The organism is Labrenzia sp. 5N (genome assembly GCF_012395805.1).
GTDB lineage: Bacteria > Pseudomonadota > Alphaproteobacteria > Rhizobiales > Stappiaceae > Roseibium > Roseibium algicola.
The window spans coordinates 458,221-482,251 of record NZ_JAAZTM010000020.1 but is presented as its reverse complement, the minus strand read 5'-3'; the positions used below and the strand labels follow the sequence as shown (position 1 = coordinate 482,251).

Annotated in this window: 22 protein-coding genes; 5 read left to right on the top strand and 17 right to left on the bottom strand. The window is 56.5% G+C overall.

What is annotated here, in order from left to right:
• Nucleotides 1-23 precede the first annotated feature (23 nt).
• A complete protein-coding gene (locus tag HEP89_RS22735) occupies nt 24-1,058 on the bottom strand; it encodes a cysteine synthase A (protein WP_168693100.1) in 1,035 nt (344 codons plus the stop codon).
• A gap of 314 nt (nt 1,059-1,372) precedes the next feature.
• Here HEP89_RS22735 and HEP89_RS22730 point away from each other — a divergent pair, with 314 nt between their 5' ends.
• Nucleotides 1,373-2,029, top strand: coding sequence for a ChrR family anti-sigma-E factor (locus HEP89_RS22730; protein WP_168693099.1), 657 nt, complete (start codon nt 1,373-1,375; stop codon nt 2,027-2,029).
• A 58-nt stretch (nt 2,030-2,087) separates the two neighbouring features.
• A complete protein-coding gene (locus HEP89_RS22725) occupies nt 2,088-2,894 on the top strand; it encodes an SDR family NAD(P)-dependent oxidoreductase (RefSeq protein WP_168693098.1) in 807 nt (268 codons plus the stop codon).
• Nucleotides 2,895-2,933: 39 nt separating this feature from the next.
• Here HEP89_RS22725 and HEP89_RS22720 read toward each other — a convergent pair whose 3' ends face one another.
• The 9 genes from HEP89_RS22720 to HEP89_RS22680 all read right to left on the bottom strand — a co-directional run bounded on the left by HEP89_RS22720 (nt 2,934) and on the right by HEP89_RS22680 (nt 13,556).
• Entirely contained in the window at nt 2,934-4,163 is a 1,230-nt protein-coding gene (locus HEP89_RS22720; RefSeq protein ID WP_168693097.1) for a cyclopropane-fatty-acyl-phospholipid synthase family protein, read from the bottom strand.
• A gap of 19 nt (nt 4,164-4,182) precedes the next feature.
• A complete protein-coding gene (locus HEP89_RS22715; protein ID WP_286201071.1) occupies nt 4,183-4,965 on the bottom strand; it encodes a DUF1365 domain-containing protein in 783 nt (260 codons plus the stop codon).
• 65 nt (nt 4,966-5,030) lie between these two features.
• The gene (locus HEP89_RS22710) at nt 5,031-6,329 is read right to left on the bottom strand and encodes an FAD-dependent oxidoreductase (RefSeq protein WP_075283021.1); all 1,299 of its coding nucleotides are present in this window, start codon (nt 6,327-6,329) and stop codon (nt 5,031-5,033) included.
• Nucleotides 6,330-6,623: 294 nt separating this feature from the next.
• On the bottom strand, nt 6,624-7,223 hold the full coding sequence (locus tag HEP89_RS22705) for a hypothetical protein (RefSeq protein ID WP_208997721.1): 600 nt from the start codon (nt 7,221-7,223) through the stop codon (nt 6,624-6,626).
• Nucleotides 7,224-8,134: 911 nt separating this feature from the next.
• A complete protein-coding gene (locus HEP89_RS22700) occupies nt 8,135-9,571 on the bottom strand; it encodes a M81 family metallopeptidase (RefSeq protein WP_168693095.1) in 1,437 nt (478 codons plus the stop codon).
• 20 nt (nt 9,572-9,591) lie between these two features.
• The gene (locus tag HEP89_RS22695; protein ID WP_168693094.1) at nt 9,592-11,502 is read right to left on the bottom strand and encodes a family 20 glycosylhydrolase; all 1,911 of its coding nucleotides are present in this window, start codon (nt 11,500-11,502) and stop codon (nt 9,592-9,594) included.
• Nucleotides 11,503-11,505: 3 nt separating this feature from the next.
• Nucleotides 11,506-12,306 carry an SDR family oxidoreductase gene (locus HEP89_RS22690; protein WP_031268572.1) on the bottom strand — a complete coding sequence of 267 codons (801 nt, stop codon included), beginning with the start codon at nt 12,304-12,306 and terminating at the stop codon, nt 11,506-11,508.
• Nucleotides 12,299-13,165 carry a MurR/RpiR family transcriptional regulator gene (locus HEP89_RS22685; RefSeq protein WP_055654096.1) on the bottom strand — a complete coding sequence of 289 codons (867 nt, stop codon included), beginning with the start codon at nt 13,163-13,165 and terminating at the stop codon, nt 12,299-12,301. The genes HEP89_RS22690 and HEP89_RS22685 overlap by 8 nt, the downstream gene beginning before the upstream one ends.
• Before the next feature lie 4 nt (nt 13,166-13,169).
• Complete coding sequence (locus HEP89_RS22680) at nt 13,170-13,556, bottom strand: RidA family protein (protein WP_022998792.1); 387 nt, start codon at nt 13,554-13,556, stop codon at nt 13,170-13,172.
• A gap of 87 nt (nt 13,557-13,643) precedes the next feature.
• On the opposite strand from HEP89_RS22680, the gene HEP89_RS22675 reads away from it, so the two are divergent.
• The 3 genes from HEP89_RS22675 to HEP89_RS22665 are packed head-to-tail and all read left to right on the top strand — an operon-like array spanning nt 13,644 to nt 16,756.
• Nucleotides 13,644-14,165 (top strand): hypothetical protein, encoded by a 522-nt coding sequence (locus HEP89_RS22675; protein WP_168693093.1) that lies wholly within the window; start codon nt 13,644-13,646, stop codon nt 14,163-14,165.
• A 2-nt stretch (nt 14,166-14,167) separates the two neighbouring features.
• Entirely contained in the window at nt 14,168-15,685 is a 1,518-nt protein-coding gene (locus HEP89_RS22670) for a M81 family metallopeptidase (protein WP_168693092.1), read from the top strand.
• A 3-nt stretch (nt 15,686-15,688) separates the two neighbouring features.
• The gene (locus HEP89_RS22665; RefSeq protein WP_152510888.1) at nt 15,689-16,756 is read left to right on the top strand and encodes a D-TA family PLP-dependent enzyme; all 1,068 of its coding nucleotides are present in this window, start codon (nt 15,689-15,691) and stop codon (nt 16,754-16,756) included.
• A 91-nt stretch (nt 16,757-16,847) separates the two neighbouring features.
• On the opposite strand, the gene ugpC is transcribed toward HEP89_RS22665, so the two are convergent.
• The 7 genes from ugpC to HEP89_RS22630 all read right to left on the bottom strand — a co-directional run bounded on the left by ugpC (nt 16,848) and on the right by HEP89_RS22630 (nt 23,852).
• Nucleotides 16,848-17,975: a sn-glycerol-3-phosphate ABC transporter ATP-binding protein UgpC gene (ugpC, locus tag HEP89_RS22660; RefSeq protein WP_152510887.1), complete on the bottom strand. Its 1,128-nt coding sequence runs from the start codon at nt 17,973-17,975 to the stop codon at nt 16,848-16,850.
• 72 nt (nt 17,976-18,047) lie between these two features.
• Nucleotides 18,048-19,259, bottom strand: coding sequence for a sugar ABC transporter substrate-binding protein (locus HEP89_RS22655; protein ID WP_031268566.1), 1,212 nt, complete (start codon nt 19,257-19,259; stop codon nt 18,048-18,050).
• Between the two features lie 35 nt (nt 19,260-19,294).
• Nucleotides 19,295-20,137, bottom strand: a complete 843-nt coding sequence (locus HEP89_RS22650; RefSeq protein WP_022998786.1) for a carbohydrate ABC transporter permease — start codon at nt 20,135-20,137, stop codon at nt 19,295-19,297.
• A complete protein-coding gene (locus tag HEP89_RS22645; protein WP_077292942.1) occupies nt 20,127-21,023 on the bottom strand; it encodes a sugar ABC transporter permease in 897 nt (298 codons plus the stop codon). Before HEP89_RS22645 ends, HEP89_RS22650 begins: the two co-directional genes overlap by 11 nt.
• Before the next feature lie 8 nt (nt 21,024-21,031).
• On the bottom strand, nt 21,032-22,201 hold the full coding sequence (locus HEP89_RS22640) for a Gfo/Idh/MocA family oxidoreductase (RefSeq protein WP_168693091.1): 1,170 nt from the start codon (nt 22,199-22,201) through the stop codon (nt 21,032-21,034).
• Nucleotides 22,198-22,944 (bottom strand): copper homeostasis protein CutC, encoded by a 747-nt coding sequence (locus tag HEP89_RS22635; protein WP_168693090.1) that lies wholly within the window; start codon nt 22,942-22,944, stop codon nt 22,198-22,200. Before HEP89_RS22635 ends, HEP89_RS22640 begins: the two co-directional genes overlap by 4 nt.
• Nucleotides 22,941-23,852: an ROK family protein gene (locus tag HEP89_RS22630; protein ID WP_168693089.1), complete on the bottom strand. Its 912-nt coding sequence runs from the start codon at nt 23,850-23,852 to the stop codon at nt 22,941-22,943. Before HEP89_RS22630 ends, HEP89_RS22635 begins: the two co-directional genes overlap by 4 nt.
• Between the last annotated feature and the right edge of the window lie 179 nt (nt 23,853-24,031).

The following is a 24,031-nucleotide window of genomic DNA, read 5'->3' as shown; positions in this document are numbered from 1 at the left end:
TAATGCCCCCCGGTGTCAATCGATCAGGCGAAGGGTGGCTGGATCGTGACTTTTCGCTCCAGCCACTCCGGAACCGGCAAATTCTTTGATCTGAGGAAGTCCGGATTGTAGAGTTTGGACTGGTAGCGGGTGCCGTGGTCGCACAGGATCGTGACGATCGTCTTGCCTGGACCAAGCTCGCGAGCGAGGCGACGGGCGCCGGCCAGGTTGATAGCGGTCGACCCGCCAAGCAGCAGCCCTTCCTTTTCCGCGAGATCGAACACCAGCGGCAGGGCTTCTTCGTCCGGAATTGTGTAGGCGTGATCGATTTTAAGATCGCCGACAATCGCGGTGCTGCGGCCAAGGCCGATGCCTTCGGAAACCGATCCACCTTCGGAGGCGACCGCCTTGCCGATGGTGAACAGCGATTGCATCGCGGCGCCACGCGGGTCGGCGCAGCCGATGACGACACCCGGCTTGTTCTCCTGAAGATAGGTTGAAACGCCGGCCAGCGTGCCGCCGGAACCGACCGCACAGATGAAACCGTCAACACGGCCACCCGTTTGAGCCATGATCTCAGGACCTGTGGTTACAAAATGAGCCTTGCGGTTGTCGAGGTTGTTCCACTGATCGGCAAAGATAACGCCATTAGGTTCAGTCCGCGCCATCTCTTCTGCAAGACGGCGGGCGACGTGCTGGTAATTGTTGGGGTCGGAAAAAGGCTTGGCCGGGACTTCGACAAGTTCAGCACCACACAGGCGCAACATGTCCTTCTTTTCCTGGCTTTGCGTTTCCGGAATAACGATCACGGTCCGGTAACCGCGAGCACTGGCTACCAGCGCCAGTCCGATACCGGTGTTTCCGGCTGTACCTTCGACAATCACACCACCGGGCTTGAGATCACCGCGGGCTTCGGCTTCAAGAATCATCTGCCGGGCAGGGCGGTCCTTGACCGATTGACCAGGGTTCATGAACTCGGCCTTGCCGAGAATCTCGCAACCCGTTTCCTCGGACAGAGCTTTCAGACGGATGAGGGGCGTGTTACCGATCGCATCGACAACAGAAGCGGACACAGACATTTATTCTTTCCCGGCTGATCTGGTCCGGTGGCGCTGACCGGCCAGATGAAATCTGATAAGCCCCGGACGCTAAAGGTCTGAAGGGCCTTGATCAAGGTCGCAATGTAAGGCTTCAAATGGGGAATGCCAGCACCTGAGGCCAATCAGGTTCCTTTTTCCATCTGGTGTCAAAAACACGCCATCAGTTGTTCCGTGAAATCAGCTCACTGAAATTCTATTTCTAACAATTCTGGTGTAATTGTTGATCCGATTTTTGTTGCCTGTCGTATCGCCGGTAAGGCAACTTGGGATTCTAAAGCCAAATGAGAGCGGTAATGGAAAAAAACGTGACCGGAATGGACGAGTTACTGGCCGGATATGCGGCCGGGACCTTGACCTATCCGGCGCAGGCATTGGTCGGTGCTCATCTCGAAATGAGCGACTGCAACAGGTCGTATGTAACCTCACTTGAAACGCTTGCCGGCTTTGAACTGGAAGACGCCGATCCGGTCTCCATTTCCAATCGGGACGAATTTCTCGGATCGATATTCAGTGGCGACGTTGATGACCTGAACGATAACGCGCCTGCCGCCGAACTGTCTGAGGAAGGCGGACCGACCGTTCCCGAATCGTTGCAGTCGATTATCGGTTCCTCGATGGATCAACTCCCTTGGAAAACGCTCCTTCCTGGCGTCAAGGAATGCAAGTTCGGTGAAATTGACGGCTGCGCAAGCAGTCTCCTTTGGGTGCGGGCAGGTCGAGCAATGCCGTCCCATACGCACCACGGCACTGAGCTTACGCTGGTATTGACGGGCGGGTTCAAGGACGAAGACGGCCACTATGTGGCTGGTGACGTTGCCTTTGCCGATGGCGATGTGGACCACAAACCTATAGCTGACGAAGGTGAAGACTGCATTTGCTTCGCGGTGACGGCGGGACGCCTGCAGTTGACCGGCCCTGTTGGCCGCTGGTTCGCACCCTTTATCCGCTAAAATTCAATCCGACACCCGGTCTGTTTGCGTAAAGAGGCAAACGAACCGGGAGAATGAATTGCCCAAGACGAATTATGTTGCCCAAGCTGATCACGGTTGCGCCTGGATCACGGGAGCAAGTTCCGGTATCGGTCGGGAGCTTGCACTTGACCTCGCCCGTTCGGGCTGGAAGGTCATTGTAACTGCCCGCTCGGAGCAGGAATTGGCGGAGCTGGAGAACCAGTCCAAGGCGCTTGCCGGTTCAATTCATGCGCTGCCTGGGGATGTCACGAAGACGGACCTCATGGCCGAACACGTGAAAAAAATTCAGCAGGACTTCGGCGGTTTGAGCCTGCTCGTGGCTAATGCGGGCATTTATCTGCCGCAGGATGGCCTCGATGCCGATGCAGACGCCTTTCGCAAAAGCTTTGATGTAAACCTCATGGGGACGGTCAATGTGCTTCTGCCGGCAATCACAGCCATGAAGGCGGCGGGCAGGGGGCAGATCGCAGTGGTGTCGTCTGTGGCAGGTTATGGCGGTTTGCCGACGTCAGCTGCATACGGTGCCACCAAGGCGGGGCTGATCAACCTTGTTGAATCCTTGAAATTCGATCTGGACCTTGCAGGGATCCGAATTCAGATCATCAGTCCCGGTTTTGTCGATACGCCGGCAACAAAGTCCAATCCGTTCCCGATGCCTTATCTGATGTCTCCGGAAAAGGCTGTCGAGGAAATCAGGAAAGGCCTGTCCCATCCAGCCCGTTTCGAGATTGCATTTCCGCGTAAATTTGTTCGGCAACTGAAGCTTTTGCGCTGGTTGCCGTACAGTGCCTACTTCGCGCTGGTAGCCCGGTCCACGGGTTGGAACAAGAAAAAGGCCGGGTGACCCGGCCTTTGAAATGTGTCTTCAACGTCAGTGCCTTGCTCAGGCAGATTTGACGTAGACCATCTGGCGAACATCGATATTGCCGGACCGGAAGCCTGCCTCGCAATAATGCAGGTAGAACTCCCAGAGGCGCTTGAAGCGCTCGTCAAAACCCAGCGGACTAATCCTTGGCCAAGCCTGTCGGAAGCTCTGACGCCATTCTGCAAGCGTTCTTGCGTAGTCCTGGCCGAAAATCTTCTGATCCATAAGGTCCAGGCCCAGTGACTTGCCGATTTCCGCCAGTCGGCCGGGCGGCGGCAGCATTCCACCTGGAAAGATATAGCGCTGGATGAAGTCTGTGCCTCTGCGGTAGTCCTCGAACATCTTGTCCTGGATCGTGATGATCTGCAGACCCGCCTTGCCACCCGGCTTGAGGCACTTCGACAATTGGCGGAAGTAGGTCGGCCAGTATTTTTCACCGACGGCCTCGAACATTTCGATGGAGGCTATCCTGTCGAACACGCCATTTTCGTCGCGATAGTCCTGGAAGACCACTTCAACCTTGTCGTTGAGGCCGGCCTTGTAGATCCGCTCGCGCGCGTAATCGAATTGTTCCTGTGAGATGGTCAAGGCTCGCACGTTGGCACCAACCGATTTTGCGACATATTCGGCAAAACCGCCCCAGCCACACCCGATTTCCAGAACCTTGTGATCGGGAGTAATGCCGGTCTGCCGGACCAGAGAAGCGTATTTCTCGGTTTGGGCCTGTTCCAGATTGTTGGTTTCGTTGCTGTAGATCGCCGAGGAATAGGTCATCGAAGGATCGAGCCATTCCCGGTAAAATGCATTTCCGAGATCATAGTGCGCCGAGATGTTGCGCTTTGACCCGCGTTTGGTGTTGGAGTTCAGCCAGTGGCGTACCGACATCAGAAAACGTGTAAACGGTTTCCCCTGGAGAGCTTCCAGCGTCGATTCCTGGTTTATGCAAAAGACTTCCAGAAATGTGGTTACGTCGGGCGACGACCAGTACCCCGCCATGAACGCTTCTCCGACACCAACGTCGCCTGCTTGGACGACCATCCGGAAAAACGCCCAGTTATGGATCTTGAGAACACCGTGTGGGCCATCTTCCAGCCCTTTGATATGGAACCTTCGACCGTCTGGAAATTGAACTTCAAGAGACCCGTAGCGGATCTTGAGGGCAAGGCCGGCCGCCATTTTGGCGAGGCGTGGAGTACCCTTCAACTCCGCGCGGAAGTTTTCCTTGGTCAGAACAATCGGCTCACTCATAGCAGAATCTCTTGAAACGTCAGTTGTTTGAAACTGGCAAGACAGAACCTGTCTGCCCAGGCAACCCGTCATTCCCTGCATCTTCTGCGGGTCGAGCGTGAAATGGTACACGCTTGCGCCAGATTTTAAAGGCTTCCCAATGGATGGCGCCGATGACCTTGAACGTCAGCAGCGGCACCTGAAGGCAGGCCTGCAGAATCGAGCCGTTGGACAGGGGATGTTGTGTGCCAGAAAATGTCGCCGACAAAAGCGGGCCTTCGCAATCCTTTTCCAGAATGCGAACGCGGACGGTTTTTCCCGGCGGCATCATGCGGAAGAAATAGTGTTGTTCCATGCTGACGAAGGGCGACACGTAGAACAGCTTCTTCTGATCCTGGCGTATGCCTGCATCACTGCACTGGCCGGATTTGACAGGTGCGACGTAGGTGTGGATGCCGCCAAATGTGTTGCGCACCTCGTAAACGAGCGCAATCAGTTGGTTCGACCGGTCATAAGCATAATAAACGCTGAGAGGGTTGAAGCCGTACCCCAGCATCCGCGGATATGCGAGCAGCAGGACCCGAGCGGGTGCCTCTAGTCCTTCCTTGGTGAGCAATCGGTCGACATGGAGCCGCAAATCAGACCCGTCCCTTGGGCCATGGTCCTTCTGATGAAACGACAGCAAATTGAACCGGTTGACGGAGAAGAACAGGCTGGACTGCGCAGCTTCTTCAAGCCGATTCAGATCGAGCAGCACGGAAAAGACCTTATAGGAAAACCTGTGCTCACGGGGTTTCATGCGGTGATGCATGACCGAGCCCATGAACAGGGATGCCGCCAGATCAGGGGGCGGTCCATTGTCATGCATACAATTGCTCGGCCTTGCCTTCATTCGGCAGCCTCCAGATAGGTATCGCCAGCCACGTCTTTTTCCCATGGCAGCCGGGCACCGAGCGAACGGGCAACATCAAGTCCGGACGAAAGTCCGTCTTCGTGGAAGCCGTGACCGCGCCACGCACCACAATACCATGTGTTGTTCACGCCTTGAATTTCCCCAAGCCGGTTCTTGGCCTGCTGAGCCATGGCATCAAACTGGGGATGATCATAAACATACTTTGCGAAGGTCTTGTCTTCCTGAGGTGGTGCATAGGGGTTCAATGTAACGAAGACCGGTTTGGAGTGATCGAAGTTCTGCAACCGGTTCATCCAGTAGCTGACGGTTACGTCCCGTGTTTCGCCGGCTTCGCGATCGGACATGTAATTCCAGGAAGCCCAGACGTTTTTGCGTTTCGGCATCAGGGCCTCGTCGCGGTGGAGGTAAACCTCGTTTGGACGATACCGGATGGATCCAAGAATATCGCGCTCCTGTGGGGATGGATCACCCAACATGGCAAGGGTCTGGTCCGTGTGGCTGGCAAGGATCACATGATCGAAGACGTCCTGGTGGCCGGATGCGTCGCGCACGATGACCTGACCGTTTTGCCGAAGAACTTCTGTGACCGGCTTGCCAAGCCTGATCTTTCCCTGAAGCGGCGCCAGCAGCTTTTCCACGTAGTTGCGGCTGCCACCGGAAATGGTACGCCACAGCGGCCGATCGAATGAAAGCAGGCGATGATTTTCGAAGAAAGCCACGAAGCTTTCCGCAGGATAGTCCCGCATTTCGTTGATCGGCGTCGACCAGATGGCAGCGCCCATCGCCAGCAGATAGTCGTTTATGAAACCGGAAGAGTAGTGTTCACGCTCCAGGTAGCCACCGAGCGTTTGTCCGCTGAGGCGTCCGGCCTTCAGATCTTCAACGGCTTTGCCATTGAAGCGGAAGATATCCCGCAACATGCGCAGGAACCGCGGTGAGACCAGATTACGCCGTTGTGCGAAGACCGCGTTCAGAGAATGGCCTGACCATTCAAGCTTGCCGTTGTCCGCCGACAAGGCAAAACTCATGTCACTTATCTCGTTGGCGACCCCCAGATGGTCAAGCAGCGCAGTAAAATTCGGGTAATTGAGCTCGTTGTAGACGATGAAACCGGTGTCCACCGAAATCCGGGCGCCATCATAGTCGATATCCGCCGTGGCGCTGTGACCACCTGGCCGTTCGCGCCGCTCGTAGAGAACAACGTCATGAAGATCATTAAGGGCCCAGGCTGCACTGTTTCCGGAAATTCCGGAGCCGATTACGGCAATCCGCATATCATATCCTTCGGGGCGTCGGTGTTACCGCGGGAAACCTGGTCGGACGCCAAGTTTTCCAGTTGATGTGCAGCGGTTACGCCTCGCCTTGAAGGGCGGATCACATAGGGCGATGAATTTTATGGATTATTTTTGACGCAAACCCATTGGCGCGACTTCAGCCAGCGCCATCCGAGGTTTTGCGACCTCGGAAGAGCGGAAAGTCTCACACGCGCGTCGCCGCTGCCCGGCAAAAAAGCCGGGCAAGCGAATGGCGTGTCGCAAGTCTGCAAGGCAATTGCGCCAAAACAAGCCTCAGGCCTGGATCGTGTCGACAATCCAGTTCCATGCGATTTCGACGCGTGTGCGTGCGGCATCGAAGAAGGCAACGACCTTCTGCCATACCAATTCGCCAAAATCTGCGACCTGCAGCATGGTGCCGCGTTTCTGCGAGGGTTGCTGGCCGGTTTCGATAAGTTCAATTGTGGTCGCATCAACACCTTCATTGACCACACGACGCGTGACCGTAAGGGTGCCTTCATTGACCAGTCTTGATTCATCCTTGCCGGCGACAACCGTATCCTGATCCATGGCGCGAACGACAACGGCCCGGCCATCTGGAAGCAGATGGGTTTCGTTGGTGTTCACTTCACTGTCATAGATAACTTCGCCGAAGGAATCGATCAGTTCTACCCAGATCGCTTTCCGGCCTTCAAGCTCGATTTCGCCCACCCATATCGTGAGCTCACTTTCCAGCGGATCGGCCTGATCCTGTGACGCTGACGCGACTGTGACCGCCAAACGATCCTCAGGCAACGTTATCGTTTCCTGAGGCAGTGGGGCCGCAGCAGCGCTTCCCGCCAAGGCAAGGATGAGGCCAAGCGCAAGAGTTCCTGCTCTGGTATTCCGTTGCATGTACGCCTCCCAAGGCTAATACAACTTAATTTACCGCGCGTGGGGTCTGTAAACGGAGGTCCATTGTAGGACTTTTCAGGTCTTCCGCGCTTTTGCGCCCCGTTCGTGCGGTCACGATTTTGCCATTATCGCACCACAATCTCCCGAATGCGTGTAACAAAGATCACAAATCCGGGCTTTTTCAGTTATATTTCGGTAATAAATGTGGGTTGAACTACGAAGTTCAAGGCCAATCACCAGTTCGTGAACGCAAAGCCATCGTCATAACTAACAATGAACGTAGAGTAAGTTTGTTGACTGTGGTAATTTTGTCGATGTTTTTCGATGATTTTGATCGGTTTCCGCTATCGCCTGTGCACTTGCCTTAAACTCGAGGTCAGAAAGCCGGTTTGCTCAACGCGGCTAGAAGTAACTACCTGACAGAAGTTCCAATTAAAAAGCTCCACCGGCAGAGGTCCGGCGGAGCTTTATGGGATCGGCACAGTTGATGGGGTACGTGCAAATCTCCCTACAGATCAAATCCTTGCAGCGATCAGGCCGTTTTAGTTTGCCGTTGGATCTGCAGATCGGCGCAGGTCCTGAAGGCTGGGTTTCGATCGTCTCATAAATTGATACTGACCGACCATTCACATTCAACCTTGGTAAAAATAACAATTAGTGTGTTTGAAGGGGCGCTGCTGAGCTCAAGATCCCATGTAAGACTATGATTGATTTGAGAAATGCAAATGCAGGCGGATGACCGATTTTAAATTCGGTACTGAAAATAATAGAAATAAAACTTTGCGAGTGCTTGTATTTGCAAGCATAATGCCAATTATCCGTGCATTCAGGACGCGCTTGGTAAGCAATGCACCCCTTTTAGTCGGCTGGATTCGTCAGTTACTCATGCCGCTCGAAAGAGCGCGCAATACTCAAGAGGGCGCCCTGCGAGATAGACTTGTAACCGGTTTCCAATCGAAGACCCGCTGAAAAGGGTAGCTCGGCACAGGGCGGTGTTGGTTTGTGAGCGCCTCAATGTCCTGGTTAACCGCACCATCTGTGAGGGCCATGCGGGCGGGATTGGCGATTGGGGCCAGCTCTGGCGAAAGGTATCCGGATTTCACGATCAAGAACCTTGCAGTGGATGGTTCAATGGCAAAGCGCCGAAAATCCTCCAATTGATGGAAGGGGCGTCTGTGTTCCGTCAGGATCACCAAATTACCTGCGATCCTGGTCAACACTTCCCGATTATGATCCTGTTCTCTGCCTAGTTTAGACAGCAAGACAGCTTCCGTGCTAACGACCTTGCAATCGCTGCCCAATGCACCACCAATTGTGAGGCGGGACGAAGAGCCCTCCGGCGATGCCCAGAGTTTATCGACCGAAACCGGATCAGCGATCCCTGCAAATACACCTCCAGTCAAGCCTCGCTCCAACCAGGCCGCCAGGACATCGGATCTGTCACCAACACCACCACCTGTCGGATTGTCGCCACTGTCGGCAAGGATGAGGGGAGACGAGCTTTCTGTTGCAGCATCGCCCAGGCACAGTTCGAGCGGCTTCGTGGGGACACCAAACTCGAAGTCTTGCCTTGCGGACCAGTACTGCGCAGCAATTTCGGAAGCCGCCTGTTGAATGGCATCCAGGTCTGTTCCCGTCACCACGGCAGCTGCGGTGGCTCTTGCCGTATCAGCCCAGACATACCCCACCATAAGATTGGCATCGGTCACCCCGGATCTCTGATCGAATACCGGCAACCTTGCATAAAGCGATTTTGTCGGTTCATCTTCCGTGCTGGTTCGTTCCCCGGGCAGGAGAACCGGTACAGGAGCCCAGGCCACGTACCTCTTGGGACCGCCACCCAATTGATCGACAAGATTTGCCGCGGCACGTCGGTGGGTTTCGGTCACATCGATATGAGGGGCAGTGCGATAAGCACAGAAGATGTCGATCTGATCGACAATGGTTTGCGTGACATTGCCGTGCAGATCGTAACTGACAGCGATTGGCACTTGCGGCCCGACAAGTTGGCGAACGGCAGAGATCCAGTCCCCTTCTGCATCGCTCAGACCGATCACATGCATGGCGCCATGCATAATCAAGAGAACACCGTCGCATGGCTTCTCGGCTTCAAGTTCGGCAAGAAAGGCAGACTTGAAGCTCGCATAGCAATCCGCAGACACCGGTCCGCCTGGAATGGATCTGGCGTGAAACAATGGACAAAAGGTGACGTCAGGAAATCTGCCGCCGTCGACGCCTGCCTGTGCCAGCAAGTCCTTGCCACGGGTGACCGTGAAGTCTGATGCGGTTTGCTGGACCGGTGAATAGGTACTGCATTCGGTATGAATGCCGCCAACTGCAATTTTCATCTTCCTGCCTCGTCACGCATTCAAAGCTGGGGGAAGAAGGGGGCCTGTGCTGCAAATCGTAGCCAGGCCTTGCTGGCGGGATCGGTCCAGCCGGCTTCGGCGACCGCATACAGCCGCGGAAAGACCATATGATTGAAGATGACGTTGTCGGTCATGTGCTCGCACCAGATGCAGGCCTGCACCCCTTTGAGGCGCTCTTCACTGCCGGTGCTGAGACCGGCAGCTGCTTCATAGCCGTAACAGTCTTCCGGTGTCGAAACGCCGGCCCAACCCGCACCCGGCTCATGCCAACCGGACGCCTGGACCATATCCATGTAATAGTGCTGTCCCGGGGTGCAGATGACGTCGTAGCCCTGATCGATCAGGTCCTTGGTGACTTCCTGTCTTTGCCAGGCCATTAGAAGCACGCCATCCGGGTCAATGCCGCCACCGTGTGAGACTTCGTCCCAACCGGCAAGTTTCCGGTTGAGTTTTCTCAGGATGTCGCGCACGCGGCCCATGAAATAGGCTTGCACTTCCATTGTATCCGCGAGTCCCTTTTCCTCCATGAGGCGTTGGGTCTTCGGAGAGGCGAGCCATGAATTGACGTCGACTTCGTCGCCGCCGATGTGGATGAAGTCGAACGGAAACAGGCTGGCAACTTCCGCAAAGACCTTTTCGAGAAACTCGTAGGTTTCATCCATCGCCGGGTTCAGTGCGTTGTTCGGATAGCCCTGAATGGAATGGTAGCTCTCCGGGGTCTCCGCCTGATCGGCGAAGCGCGGGTAGGTCTTCAAAACGGCGGTCGAATGCCCCGGAACATCGATTTCCGGCAGGATATCTATGTTCAGGCTGGTGGCATGGGCGACAATCTCGCGAACCTCGTCCTGCGAATAGGCCCCTTCGTAGACTTCAGCGGCAAAGCCAAGCTGGGGCACCTGTTGGCACCCAGGGCCACGCCGCGCGCCGCCCACGGTCAGTTCGGGATAGGCCTTGATTTCAAGTCGCCAGCCTTCATCGTCTGTCAGATGCCATTGGAAGACGTTCATCCGACCCCAGGCGAGAATGTCGAGCAGGCGCATGATGTCCTTGGGGCCACGGAAATGTCGTGACACATCCAGATGCGTTCCACGCCAGGAAAATCTTGGCGCGTCTTCAATCACGCCTTGTGCAGGAAACTTGAATGTACCAGGTGCCTCATAGGTGCCGTAAGCCATCTGGGCGAGTACCGTCAGGCCATAGTCACGGCCGACGGGGCCGCTGTAGCGCAAGGCTGCTTTCGCTTGGTCAAATTCGAGCCGGTAACCGTCAGCTGCAAGGCTATCGTCCTGCTGGAACTCAATCGCGATTTGATGATGCGATTGAGTAAAACGGAAAGGATGTGGCGCTCCCGGAAAGAGCCTTGCTGCGAGCGCGTTGATCTTGGCCGCCGCCGCCTTTTCCTCCGCCGAGCCCTGGGCAACAAGGAAGCTTGTCTTGTCTTCCGCAAAAGCCGTTATTTCCACTTTCTGGGGCCAGGGAACGATATGCAGCGGTTCAGGAAGGTGTCCAGCCGGCATGCTGCGGCGTTTTCCGCTGTCCAGCTCTACCGGCGCTTCAAGATCATTGCACAGCACCTCGATGACGCTGCCACCGGTGCTGACATAGGCGGACTTCGGACCATCAAGCCGGTGTCTTGCCACGTTCGCCAGGCCGGTGATGGCGAATGTCCAGGTTTCGCCTGGCTCGATTGTTTGGCCAGTGTTTGGCGTGATTTCGTGAAAATTCGCAATCCGGCTGAAACTCGCTGCGTTTTCAAGCTTGGCATTTGCCGTGGCCCGGTTGACCGCCGTGTAGGCCAGCGTGAAATCCTTCAGGGGCTTGGAGCTTGTATTGGTCAGTGCAAACTCCTGACGAGACGCAGCAAGATCCTCCGCAGGGCGGTAGAAACAGTCGAGCACAAACTTGGTCATGACTTAAAATCCGTCGAAGTCGGGAGATTGAGTGAAGGTTCGGGCAAGGGCAGGTGACCCGGCAGTGAGCCCACTGTCGACAGGCAGGCAAACACCCGTGATGCAACGCGCCGCCGGACTGATCAGGAATGAGACGGCCGAGGCAATGTCGTTCGGTTCAGGCAGGGATTTGAACGGATACCAGGAAAGGGCCTCGTCAAAGACGTCCGGATTGGCAGCCTGCCGTATTTTCCAGGCCTGGGTCTTAACAGTACCAGGCGCGATGGCATTCGATCTAATGCCATACTTCCCATATTCGACTGCGATGGACCTTGTCGCATGGATCAGGCCGGCCTTTGCAGCGCTGTAGGCTGGGTGACCGAAGACAGACAGTCCGTTGACAGAGGCAATATTGACCACGTTGCCGGCACCGCTTGAAATCAAGGCTTGTTCAAAGGCCTTGAAGCAGTTGAGCGCGGCTTCCAGATTGAGGGCGAGATCCCTGGACAGCGTTTCGGCAGTCATCTGATGCAACGTAAGTGCCGCAGCGGCGCCCGCGTTGTTGATGATTGTATTGACCTGCCCCAGTCTGGCAGCCTCCTTGGCAAGCCGGGCTAGGTCATCAGCCTTGGTCAGGTCGCATTGGATCGCAGCAATATCGGCACCGTGGTTTTCAAGACTTTCCACCGCGCCTTCGAGGGCAATCATGTCTATGTCCACGGCGGCGATGATGTGGGTTGCTGACAGCTGCGCGGCAATGGCCATGCCGATGTCGCCGGCTGCGCCCGTTACCACCGCAACGGGTTTCGGAGTTTGATCAGTCACCGAGGGCTTCCTTGTCGTCCGGATCGCGCGTGTTGCTGAGCTGGTATTTGACGCGTCTGAGGTTTTCTCGAGCCTCGTCGCCTCGCCGCATGGCGACAAGCGTTGCCAAGAGATCTGTCACAAACAGAAAGGCGTAGCGGCTGGTACTTGGCCGCAGGATGTTGTCACCTTCGGGCAGGTCGATGGCAATCGTGATATCCGCCAGATCGGCGACGGGCCGACCCGGGCGGGTGAGGGCGATTACGATTGCCCCGTAGGTCTTCGCTGCCTCCAGCGCACGTGCCATTTGCAGGTTCCGGCCAGAGACAGACGACGCAATGATGACATCGCCGGTCCTCATGGTGGCCGCCTGCATCAGCTGCATGGCATGATCCGTCACGCTCACCGTACGCAGACCCAGGCGGAAAAACCGGTTCTGCATTTCGTCCGAAATCATCGAGGATGTCCCGCCCGCACCGAACGCTGCCAGCAGATTGGCGGTCGAGATCGCATCTGCAGCTGCCAGCACCGACTCCATGTCCAACGCTTTGCGCGTACTGGTCGCTGCATCCTGAAACTGAGCCAGAAGACTGTCGGCAATATCGCGCGGCGCGTCAGAAGCCGCATTAGCGGTCAGGTACCTGGTTCCGGCGAAGGTGACCTGGGCAACCTGCACCTTGAAGGCGGTGTAACTCTCGCAGCCAAGCCGACGGCAAAAACGGGTAACGGTCGGCGGCGAAACACCTGCACGTTCGGCAACATCCGTAATTCCGGCATTGACGATGAACTCGGCATCGTTGCGCAACAATGCAGCCAGGATCCGTTCCGACTTGGACAGCTCCGGCTCGATCTGTTGCAGAACGGACAGGATATCCCGCATGGGATCAGGCCGGCTTCTTGTAAGCGACGCAATCAATCTCGACCTTGCAGTCCACCATCATGGTTGACTGGACACAGGCGCGTGCCGGTGGGTGTTCACCGAAATAGCTTTTATAGACGCCGTTAAACGACCAGAAATCGCGCGGATCATCGAGCCAGACACCGACGCGGACAACATGTTCAAGGCCGTACCCGGCCTCTTCCAGGATCGCGATAACATTTTTGATGGTCAGGTGAGTCTGTTCGACAATCCCCGTGCCGACAATCTCACCATCCTTCATTGGTACCTGTCCGGAGACATAAAGCCAGCCATCAGCTTCAACGGCTCGAGCGAAGGGCAGATTCTGGCCGCCGGCACCTGATTTTTCAGCACCATAGCGCTTGATAGACATATTTGGCTCCAAAATGAAAATGATTTACATAGTGGTTTGACATTGGTTTTATTTCACCCTTATATTTTTCAAAAATCAACCGTCAAAATGAAAATGGTTTCCGATATGCAGGCCCTTCCAGACAGCCAGACAAATCCATTTGCAGGAAAAGACGAAGATCGCTCCGAGATCTGGGACATGCTTGTCATGCGGGACATCAATGCCTTCGTTGCAGCAGACTGGGAGCAGGTGGCCCATGATTTCGACGAACCAGCCTTTTTTGGCGTAGACGGCGGAAAGGTACCTAATCCGGACGACTGGAAACTCGGGTTTCCGGATCTCGGCTCCTACAAGGAGCGCTGGTTGAGCCAGGCGGAAATTTTCAGAGCGACGGAATTTGCCGAAGACGCGCGTGCCGCCATTTTCGACGCTACCCGCCTGACCGAGATCGACATCAACGGAAACCGGGCGATCGCGCACAAGAAATTCGACGGCCGCATTCGGAAAGCAGATGGAGGCGAGGATCGTTTGTTGTGGCAGACGCTCTATTTCTGTGTCCGAAGGGAGGGGCGCTGGAAGATCTGCGGCTTTGCCGGATATTTGCCCAATCCTCTCGGAGCCGCGTCCTGATCATGACGAAGCCCCGCGCTTTTACGGCAGCTCTGGCAACAGAAACCAACACGTTTTCACCGATCCGGATTGATATCAACGCGTTCAGGGCGTCGCTGCTGGCAAGGCCGGGGGAGCATCCGGAAACTCCGACCCTGTGTTCTGCCGTCGTCACCGTAGGGCGCCGGTTTGCTTGTGAAAACGACTGGGAACTGGTTGAAGGTACCGCGGCGTGGGCAGATCCGGCCGGACTGGTTTCGCGGCAGACCTTTGAGGGCTTGCGTGACGAAATTCTGGATCAGATCGTGGCAGGTGGACCTTTCGACGTTGTCGTCATTGGCCTGCATGGTGCGATGGTCGCTGACGGGTATGATGATCCGGAAGGGGATCTACTGAGCCGAATTCGATCCGTGGTCGGCCCGGATGTCCCTGTTATTGCAACGTTCGACCCGCACAGTCATCTGACTGCAAAGCGTGTTGCCGCGGCTGACGCGCTCATCGCCTTCAAGGAATTTCCCCACATCGATTTCGTCGATCGGGCCGTGGATGCATGGCGTATTGCTGGGCAAGCGGTTGCAGGCGAAGTCAAACCTGTAATGAGCGTTTACGATCCCAAGATGATTGACGTCTTCCCGACAACATCCGAGCCTATGCGCCGGTTTGTCGATGAGATGATCCGCCGGGAGCAGGAAACGCCGGGCCTTTTGTCTCTCTCTGTTATCCATGGCTTCATGGCGGGCGACGTCCCCGAAATGGGGACCAAGTTGCTGGCAGTGACAAACAACGATCCGGCACTTGGGTCCGAAGTTGCCCGTGACCTTGGAGAGGCCCTGTTCAAGCTGCGCGGCAAGGTGCGAAGTGCTGAACTTACTCCGGCCGAAGCCTACGCAAAGGCATTGTCCTGTGAAGGTGGTCCGGTCACGATCGCGGACATGTGGGACAATCCCGGTGGGGGAACGGCCGGGGATGCGACCGTCCTGCTGGCAGAAGCCATTGCCGGCAAGCTCGAGAACATTGCCTTCGGCTCAATCTGGGACCCGGTAGCCGTCCAGCTCTGTCACGCAGCGGGCGAGGGGGCTCGGATGATGCTGCGGTTCGGAGCGAAATCAGCACCGGAAACCGGTAAGCCGATCGACGCCGAAGTTGAAATTCTCCGCAACATCCGGAATGCAGAGCAGTTTTTTGGCCAGAGCATCGTTCCCATCGGTGACGCAAGTCTGATCCGGATTGGCGGAATCGAAGTGATCCTGAATTCGACCCGCGCCCAATGCTTCGACACGAGCCTGTTTTCCAACTTCGGTATCGATCCGACCAAAAGGAAGATCCTGGTGGTCAAGTCGACGAACCATTTTCATCAATCGTTTGCTCGCATCAGTCCGTTGATCCTCTATTGCGCCGCCGGACGTCCCTATCCCAACGACCCGAGGGTAACCCCTTATAAGAAAGCACCGAGGGATATCTGGCCAATCAACGAGGCAGTCAACGCGAGTGGGCATGAAACCGATACCAGTGCCGGCACTGTCGGCCGCAAGGGAGGCTAAGCGATGAGTGTCGGGCTGTCAGTGCAGGATCTTCTGACCCCTGTCGCCGTGATCGATGAAACGGTCATGGAGACTAACATCAAGGTTGCACAGGAGTATTTCGACCGTATTGGCCGGAACTTCCGGCCACATATCAAGACACACAAGATCCCGGCGCTGGCCGCATTGCAGCTGGCCTATGGCGCACGCGGTATCAACTGCCAGAAAATAAGCGAAGCGGAAGTGTTCGCCGACGCAGGCTTCACCGATATCCTGATCACCTTCAATATGCTCGGCAAATCGCGGCTCGACAGGTTGAAGTTATTGAATACCAAGGTGGATCTACAGGTTGTTGCCGACAATGAAGTTGTCGTCGACGGTCTGGCGAGTGCGTTTTCCGGGGATCAACCGCTGAAGGTTCTGGTCGAATGCGATACAGGAGCCGGACGCAACGGCGTGCAAAATCCGGATGCTGCGGTCGCGCTGGCCAAGCGCATCGATGCATCGCCCGGACTGGTATTCCATGGTCTGCTGACCTATCCGAAGGCATCGTCCGAAACGGCAGTTGAAACCTTTTTTTCTGAAACACTGTCACTTCTGAAACAGGCAGGTCTTGAGTGCCCCGTCGTCTCGCATGGAGGTTCACCGAGCCTGTTCGACAGTGATCTTGTGCCTAGCGCGACGGAGCACCGGGCCGGAACCTATATCTTCAACGACCGCTCGATGGTGCGCGCCGGTATGTGCGATTTTGACGATTGCGCCATGCATGTGCTGGCCACAGTCGTCTCCCGGCCGACCGAAAACCGGGCGGTTCTGGATGCGGGATCGAAAGCGTTGACGTCCGATTTGTTGGGTTTTTCCGACCACGGCCTGTTGATCGATTATCCGGAGGCATCCATTGCCGCGCTCAGCGAAGAGCATGCCGTCGTCGACCTGACGAAGTCCGGCAAAAAACCGCAGATCGGCGAACGGGTCCGGATCATTCCCAACCATACGTGCGTGGTTTCAAACCTTTTCGACCGCCTGGTGTTTCACAGAGACGGCGTGGTGACCCGCATCGAGACGGTCGCCGCCCGTGGGCAAGTCGTCTAGTCCTCCAGACGACTTGCCCGCCGTTTCCCGAAATTTCAAACGGCCGCCTTTCGGGGCGGCCGTTCTCATTTGGGGTATCTGATGCCAAGTGTCAGATATGCATGTCCGCAGCATCCAGTTCTTCAAGCGAAAGCTGGCGGTCAAAAGCGTTTCCGTTACCGTCGAACAGGTGGCAATCCACACCCTTCAGTCCCATGGAAACCGGCACACCAACTTTCGCCGGGGCGGATCCGGGCAAGACGCTGCAAAAAGTGGACTTGGCACCGGCAACCGTGCTGTAGGTGACGGTGTGAATGCCGAGATGTTCAACGACGGTCGGAACAATCTCTATGGAGGCATCGGCAGCGCCTAGTGTCAGATGTTCCGGGCGAATGCCAAGGGTAAGGCTCTTTCCTGCAACTTCTTCCGCGGCATCTACCTTGACTGTCAGGTCCTTGCCTGATGGCAAGGTGACGACAACGCCTTCAGGACCGGAACTTTTTCCGGACACCTCGATGAAGTTCATTTTGGGGTTGCCGATAAAGCCGGCAACGAAGGTGTTCTGCGGTTTGTGATAAAGCTCCAGCGGCGAACCGACCTGGGAGATGATACCGTGATCCAGCACCACGATCCGGTCCGCCATGGTCATGGCTTCAACCTGGTCGTGGGTGACGTAGATCATGGTCGCGTCAAGTTCCGTGTGCAGCTTGGCAAGTTCAACACGCATTTCCGCTCGTAGTGCCGCATCCAGATTGGACAGGGGCTCGTCGAACAGGAAAACGGAAGGCTCGCGCACGATGGCCCTGCCGATGGCGACGCGCTGGCGTTGCCCGCCGGAGAGCTCGCCCGGTTTGTGCTGCAGTCTTTCCTTCAGTTGAAGAATGCCGGCAGCGGCTTGAACCTTCTCCTCCACCTTGTCCTTGGAAAGGCGTTCGACGCGCAAGGGGAAGGCGATGTTCTCGTAGACAGACATATGCGGATAGAGCGCATACGACTGAAATACCATGGCGATGCCGCGTTTGACCGGCGGCAGATCGTTGACGACCTTGTTCTCGATCGTGATATCGCCGCCCGTGATTTCCTCCAACCCTGCAATCATGCGCAGCAAGGTCGATTTTCCGCATCCGGACGGACCGACAAAAACAATGAATTCGCCATGGTCCACATCAAGATTGACACCCTTGATGACTTCCATATGGCCATAGCTTTTGCGTACGTCGCGCAGCTGCAACTCGCCCATGGTCATTCCTTTTTTGAAGAGGTGACCGGGCCCCCGAAAGTGGGAGAGGGGGCCCGGACAGTGCTCAAGGTGTTACTTGAATTCCTCAAGCTGTTCCGCGGCGATTTCGACGGCTTCAGCCGGATCGACTTCACCAAGGACAACACCCTGAACGGCTTCGTTGATCGAATCCTGAAGGCCGACATAATCGGTGACGAACGGCTCCGGTCCACCGGTCGGGATCGCATCGAGGAAAGCAGACCAGGTCGGGTCCTTCTCAACCAGCGCACGCACTTCCGGCAGATCGCGCAGCGGCGTGAACCCTTCAGCCAATTCGAAGGCCATCTGGTTTTCCGGGTTGGTCAGAAGCTTTGCGAGCGAAAGCGCCTGTTCTTCAACGCCGGACCCCTTGAAAACGGCCAGGGAGTCGGTGATCAGCAAAGTGCCCGGAGTGCCGGACGGACCGACCGGGATCGGTGCGACGCCCCAGTTCACGTCGGTCACGCGGGTGCGTTCCCAGGGACCGGAAATGAACATGCCGATTTTGCCTTCGGAGAACAGCGGACGCAGCTTCGCGCGGTCATAGGCGATCGGGCCCGGCTGCGAGACTTCGGCCATCTTGCCGTAGAAGGCGAGGGCTTCAACGTTGTTCGGGGAATTGAAGACGATTTCGCCGTCTTCATTGATGACCTGACCACCGTTCGTATAAACGTAGTTCATGAACTGGTGCATGGTGTTGTCGAAGGACGCGGCCGCGAGGCCGAAACCGTCAGAGTCGGTCTTGTCCTTGATAGCCTTGGCGAAATCGTACATTTCGTCCCAGGTCTTCGGCGGCGTATCCGGATCCAGGCCTGCAGCCTCGTAGAGATCCTTGTTCCAGTAGAGTGCCTTGGTGGAGAAGGCGCGCGGCAGGCCCCACTGCTGACCGTTGGCAGTGATCGTTGCCAGGATCGGGGCCGCGTAGGTTGCCTTTTCTTCTTCTGTCATGTTGACCGGAATGATCAGGTCATTGGCTGCGAGCTGCTTCAGCGTGCGCGAGCCCATGTAGGCAACGGCTGGCGGGTTCCCGGCGGACGCGAGCGTCGTGGATTTTTCCTGGCACTGGCCCCAGGGAACGAACTCGAGCTGGACCTTGTAGCCCGGATTTTCGCCTTCCCAACCCTTGATCAACTCATCCTGCAGCGGAATTCCGGCGCCGGTGTTGTCGCCGCAGTTGATCATGTGAATGACCTTGTCTTCTGCCTGGGAGGCTCCGACGAGAGAGAGCGCGAAGACCCCTCCCAATAGCACTGATTTAAGTGTCATCTGTTTTCCCTTTTCTGGTTGGTTTCTTCTTTTTGTTATTCTTTGACGGCGCCTGCCGTGAGACCGGCGACGATGAAACGTTGCAGGAACACATAGACGAACAGCACGGGGAGGATGCCCACGAGGCTGGCGGCCATGAGTTCGTTCCAGACCACGGTCTGGCGTCCGAAGAACTGGAACAGCCCCACTGGAAGCGGGTTCAGTTCATTCACGGAGTTGAAGGTCAGCGCATAGATGAATTGCTGCGCGTAAGCGGTGATGAAAGCGGTGATCGTGACCACCACGATGCCCGGCAACGCCACGGGAATGATCACGCGCCAGAGAGTGTAGATCTTGCCGGCGCCATCCACCCAGGCTGCTTCCTCAAGCTCCTTGGGGATCCGGATCAGATAGGAGCGCAGAAGCCAGATACCGGTCGGAATGACGAAGGCCGTTCCAGGTGCGATCATCGCGAAATAGGTGTTCAGCAGCCCGTATTGCTGCATCAGCTTGAACAGCGGAATGATCAGCACCGCACCGGAGAACATGTTCACCGCTATGAAGATGCCGAGCAGCGAGTTTCGCGCTGGAAACTCGAACCGGGCGAAGGCATAGGCAGCCGGGATGATGCAGAACAGGCCGAGGACCGTCACCACCGTGGCGATGAAGAACGAGTTGAGCATGTAGACCCACAACAGCGGCACGTTCTGCCACATGGTGATGTAGGCATCGAAGCTCATCTTGTCGGTGATGAACTTGTAGGGGATCGAAAACAGGCTGCTGAGCGGCCTCAGCGACACCACGAAGGCTTCGACGAAGGGGGCCAGGACGAATGTCAGGAACACTGCGAGACCGAGATAGATCAGCACATATTCGTACCAGCGATACTTATGCAGCATTGTGCGGGCTCCTTTTGGCAAGGCGCGACAGCAGCATGAAATAGACCAGCATGAACGAGCCCAGGAACACCACGATCATCACCGTTCTGGCGGCGCCTTCGCCGTATTTGAAGCGGCTGATCGCGGTCTTGTAGGTGTCGATGATCATCGTGGTGGTTGCGCCGCGCGGACCGCCTTCTGTCAGGATCCATATGATGTCGAAGGAGTTGAAGGTCGCGATGGCCGACAGAAGCGCCATCGTCGCGATCGAGGGAATGATCAGTGGCAAGGTAATGCGGCGGAACCTGTAGAGCCGAGAGGCCCCGTCCACCCAGGCCGCTTCATAAAGGTCCTTCGAAATGGACTGCATGGCGGCCAGCAGATAAAGCGTCACCATTGGAACACCGATCCACACGTCCGTCACGATGGTCGACATGAAGGCGGAGTTCTTGTAGGCGAGGAATTCGAACGGCCCGCTCAGAATGCCGAGTCGTTGGGCCATTCCGGAAATCATTCCGAACTGACCGTTGTACATCCATCCCCAGATGAAGACGCCAATGGCAATCGGGATCACCCACGGCGGCATGACCAGCACGCGAAACAGGGTGCGACCCGGCACCATCGCGTTGAGAAGCACGGCTCCCAGGGTTCCGATCAGCATTTTCAGCGCTACAGAGAGAGCCATCCAGTAGAAGGTGCGCGCAATCACTTCCGGAAAGCGGCGCGACATGAGCTTCTCGTAGTTTTCCAGCCCTACGTATTCGTAGTTCGGGCTCATGCTCGTGTTGGTGAAGGAAAGCCGGAATGTTTCAAAAAGCGGATAGGCGACGATAGCCAGCATGACGAGGGACGCCGGCACCAGAAGCAGATAAGGAAAATAGTCGGTCTTCTTTGGCGAGTGCGCCATGATGCCCCCTATGCCACGCCGTAGCTGTCGAATTGCTGCCAGGTTTCGGCAAGGTCGATGACGCTGCGCGTCCGGCGCGCTTCGTCCAGCTTGATCGCCGTCAGACCGGCCTCAAGTGCATCCAGAACGCTGACCGGCAGATGTCCGCCGTTGCGGAAGTAATGGTCGAGGTCACGCGCCATGGCTTCATCGGCGCCATAGTGGCCGTGCCGGCTGGCATCAACGACCTGCGGCTTGTCGATCAGGCAGGCGGATGTCAGGGCGTCATGCACCCGGTAGTAATTCCGAATGAAGTCTCCTTCCGCCATGCCCTTGGTCCCCATGACGGCAAAGCGCCGGAATTCGTCCGGTACATACATGTTGGTGTGAAAGCAGAGGTTCGCGCCGTCCTCGTATTCGATCAGCGCTGTCTGGTAGTCGATGATGTCGCCATCACTGTCGAAGTCGGCATTGCCGCCACCCCATCGCGGTGTGAACGGATCGACCCTGCCTTCGATTTTCGGTGTCGGAAAGGTATGGTCCTGATCCGGCCGGTTCTCCGGAACAAAGCTCTTGCGTCCGCCGAAGCTGGATACGAAACGCGGCCGACAACCTGTGACACCCTGGTAGAGATCCAGATCGTGGCAGCACTTTTCCAGCATGAAGCCGCCAGAATTCCGGTCATAGCGGCGCCAGTCGCGCATGAAGAATGAACCGTGGTAGGGACCGATATGCTCGGACGCCTCAATCGAGACCACTTTGCCGATCTGGCCGGACTTGAGGCTTTTCTGAAGTTCGGTGTAGAGCGGCGAATATCGCAGCACCAGTCCGACAAGGACACGTTTCGATCCACCATGTTCCTTCATCAGGGACAGGAGTTCGAAGGTTTCCTCTTCGCTGACGACAACCGGCTTTTCACAGAAGATGTAGCGAACATCAGATTTGAGTGCCGTTCGCAGATGATCCAGGTGCATGAAATTGGGGGACCCGATCATCAGGAGGTCTAGTTTCTCCTGTCGGATCATCCTGTCGAGATCGGTGTAGGCGGTCAGGCTGTGGCCGCATTTGGCCTCGACATGCTTGAGGCCGGCGGGTGTCGGGTCGACGTAAGCGCAGGGATCAAGATCTCCTGAAACCTCCTGCAGGCAGTTGCTGACATTGGCAATTCTCGCGCCCAGTCCGACATAGCCGGTCTTCATGCTGCGGCCTCCGTAAATTGGTCCATGGCACGGCGAAGTGCCTGGACGACGTTTCCATCGGTGTCCTTGATGCCTGCCTCGGAAACGAAGCCGAGGCGCGTTTCCAGGTCCTGCGGCTCCGGCAAGGGCTTCACGGAAGAACAGGACGCATGCAGTTCCTGCACGCCGGATCGTTTGAGAATTTGGGAAGCATTGGCGGCGGTGACACCCGATCCTGCCATGATGGAAATCCGCCCTGCGGCGACATTGACCGCCTGCTGAAGTAGTGAAAGGCCATGTTCTGCTTTGCTGGCCTGTCCAGAGGTCAGCACGCGTTCGAAACCGAGCGTGATCGCGTCTTCAATAGCTTTTTCGTAGTCGCGTGCGGTGTCGATGGCCCGGTGCAAAGTTGCCGGCAGTCTGGTGCCGTTAATGGATGCGGCCAGAAAGTCTCGATCGAGACTGTGCTGGTTGTCGACTGCCCCGATCACGATTCCCGCAAGACCTGCATTTTCAGCCGCGTGGATGTCGCGCAGCATCAAGGCCTTTTCCAGGTCCGAGTACTCAAAATTACCGGATCGGGGGCGGATCATCGCGTAGACGGGAACCGGTAGTCTGGCCGCGGCCACCATGAACCCCTGTGAAGGGGTCAGGCCACCTTCGGACAGAGCTGCGCATAATTCAATTCGGTCAGCGCCGTTTTCGGCTGCCGTCCAGGCGCCTTCGAGGGTGTCTACACATACCTCGAGGGGGATCCTGGTCACCGGGCCGCCTCCTTGATGAGCGTACGGGCCACGATGCCGGCACCATGCAGGCCGCCATTGGCGGCAAATTCGCCCTTGATGACGAGTGGCTCGCTATAGTTGGCAAGAACAAGGTCACGCGTCTTTCGATCGATCACGTCGAGAAGAACAAGATCGTTCGAAAGGCCACCACTCACCGGTATGACATCCGGACCAAGTGTGTTGACGAAAGCGGAGAGCGCTCGCGAAAGCAGAGTGGTGAAGGCGTCGAGCGTTTGTGTGGCAGCTGCATCACCGGCATGCCAGGCGGCAGTAATATCCTTGCTTGCCTGATCCAGCCCATGCAGTGACCGATGGATCTTCTCCATGCCACGGGCCGAGCAGATCGCGTCGATGCATCCTGTCTGGCCGCAGCCGCAGGGGTAGTGCTCAATGCCTTTCAACTGGCCACCAGCTGTCGGGTCCATGATGGGGCCGTGACCCCATTCCCCCGCGATGCCGCCATAACCCGTAACAAGCGTGCCATTGACGACAAGCCCGCCACCGACACCAGACCCGAGAATAATACCGAAAACGACCGGCTTGCCTCGACCAGTGCCGTCGACGGCTTCGGCAAGCGCAAAAGCATTTGCGTCATTTGTAATGGCGACAGGACGTTTGAGGGCGGTTTCCAGATCCGATTGCACGGGTCGTTTATGCAGGCAGGGGATGTTGGCCACATCCGCGATGCCGCTGCGGGTATCAAAGGCGCCTGCAAGCGAAATCGAGATAGGAGATCCATCCGGCCCGGAGCAGTCGGCAATCGCGTCTACAAACGCCTGCCAGTCAGATCCGGGTGTCGCTACCCGGCCTTTTTCCGCAACGGTTCCATCCGCTTGGAGCTCTCCATGTCGGATGAAGGAGCCGCCAATATCAAAACAGGTGGTCATCGCCTGTTCAAACGCCTCTGGGTTATATTTGTTAACGTACAGTTATAATACCAATATGCAACCAATCGCATTGGTAGTAAACCAAAAAAAGAAATTGGCATCATTTTTTAAAGGAATTGGGCGGCTGACACCTGTCAAAAACAACGGCTACATCGCGCAAGCTCAATAGTGCCGTGAGA